The sequence below is a fragment of the Campylobacter sp. 2018MI01 genome, assembly GCF_018501205.1.
Taxonomy (GTDB): Bacteria; Campylobacterota; Campylobacteria; order Campylobacterales; family Campylobacteraceae; genus Campylobacter_E.
The window spans coordinates 1-2,212 of the sequence record NZ_JAHCZE010000104.1; the positions used below are offsets into that span (position 1 = coordinate 1).

The following is a 2,212-nucleotide window of genomic DNA, read 5'->3' on the forward strand; positions in this document are numbered from 1 at the left end:
TTGAAATTATCACAACCATAAAACATATAGCTCATATCAGTTACATTGCTTGTATCAAAATTTAAAGGCTGATTGAAGTTTTTACAATCATGAAACATACCTCCCATATCGTGCACATTACTTGTATTAAAGTTTAAAGGTTGATTGAAATTAAAACAACTACCAAACATCCCACCCATATCAGTTACATTTCTTGTATTAAAGTTTAAAGCTTGATTGAAGCTTTCGCACCACCAAAACATATTATTCATATCAGTTACATTTGAAGTATCAAAGCTCAAAGTTTGGTTAAAATTAAAACAATTATAAAACATATGGCTCATATCAGTTACATTTTTTGTATCAAATTGTAAAGGTTTGTTAAATTTTTTGCAATTATAAAACATATGGCTCATATTAACTACTTTTGAAGTATCAAAGCTCAAAGTTTGGTTAAAATTAAAACAATTATAAAACATACCACCCATATCAGTTACATTTTTTGTATCAAATTGTAAAGGTTTGTTAAATTTTTCACAACCACAAAACATATCACTCATATTTACTACATTATTTGTGTCAAAATCTAAAGGCTGATTGAAATTTTCACAAAAAGCAAACATACGACTCATATCTGTTATATTTCTTGTATCAAATTGTAAAGGTTTGTTAAATTTTTTGCAATTACTAAACATATAACTCATATTTACTACATTTTTTGTATCAAAATCTAAAAGCTGATTGAAATTTTTACAAACAGAAAACATACCACTCATATCAGTTACATTTTTTGTATCAAATTTTAAAGGTTTATTAAATTTTTTGCAATTATAAAACATATCGCTCATATTTACTACATTTTTTGTGTCAAAGTTTAAAGGCTGGTTAAAGCTAAAACAATCTTCAAACATATCGCTCATATTTACTACATTTTTTGTATCAAAATCTAAAGGCTGATTGAATTTTTTACAACCATAAAACATAGAACTCATATTAGTTATATTGCTTGTATCCCAAGTATTTATACCACTAAAGTCTTTTCTAGCACCACCCTTAAACAATTCACTCATATCAGTAATAGCACTTGTATTTATAGTATCTAGTGCTATATCTTCATACTTAATCAATACTTGTAATTCTTCTTTACTCATAGGATGATATTTATTATCCTTAAATTCTATTTTAGAAATAATATCTAAGTCTTTTTTACTTGCCTTTTTTAATGTTTTCATAAAAATCCTTTCATAATAAAATAAATTGTCTTAATGATAGCAATCTGCAAAGACACGATATGTCTTTAGAAAAATATTTGTGTTTTTATGAAAGTTTTTTTGAATTATTTAAGTAAATAATAAAAATTAAAAAAAGGAATTTAAAATAGGAATTTCGTTTGTTTGAAATACTAGAAAATACTTAAACAAACGAAATTTAAGTTTATTTTTCTAGTTTATCGCAACCTTTAAACATATCTTTTTTACGTTTTACTTTACTCATATCAAAATTAGGTTTATAGGTTAAGCTAGAGCAGTTATTAAACATATAACTCATATCAGTTACATTGCTTGTATCAAAATTTAAAGGCTGATTGAAGTTTTTACAATCATGAAACATACCTCCCATATCGTGCACATTACTTGTATCAAAATCTAAAGGTTGGTTAAAGCTTTTACACCCACTAAACATAGAATCCATACTAGTTACATTGCTTGTATCAAAATCTAAAGGTTGATTGAAATTTTTACAACCCATAAACATAAGCGTCATACTGGTTACATTACTAGTATTAAAATTTAGTGATTGATTGAAAGTTTCGCAATTTGAAAACATACCACCCATACTAGTTACATTGCTTGTATCAAAGTTTAAAGGTTGATTTAATTTCCAGCACCTAGAAAACATATTACTCATATGAGTTACATTGCTTGTATCAAAGTTTAAAGGCTGATTAAAATTAAAGCAACTATTAAACATAAAACTCATATTACTTACTCTTGAAGTATTGAAATTTAAAGGCTGATTGAATTTTTTACAACTACCAAACATCCCACCCATATCAGTTACATTTCTTGTATCAAAACTTAAAGCTTGATTAAAATTTTCACAATCATAAAACATATCGCTCATATTTACTACATTTTTTGTGTCAAAGTTTAAAGGTTGATTGAAATTAGAACAACGGCTAAACATACCACGCATATTAGTTACTTTTGATGTATCAAAGCTCAAAGCTTGA

2 protein-coding genes are annotated in these 2,212 nt (G+C 26.1%); both read right to left on the bottom strand.

Annotated features, from left to right (window positions below; genetic code table 11):
• A partial coding sequence (locus tag KJQ97_RS09130; RefSeq protein WP_214120651.1) for a BspA family leucine-rich repeat surface protein occupies positions 1–1,211 on the bottom strand: 1,211 nt, incomplete at its 3' end.
• 202 nt (positions 1,212–1,413) lie between these two features.
• The coding region (locus KJQ97_RS09135; RefSeq protein WP_214120652.1) for a BspA family leucine-rich repeat surface protein at positions 1,414–2,212 on the bottom strand (799 nt) is incomplete at its 5' end.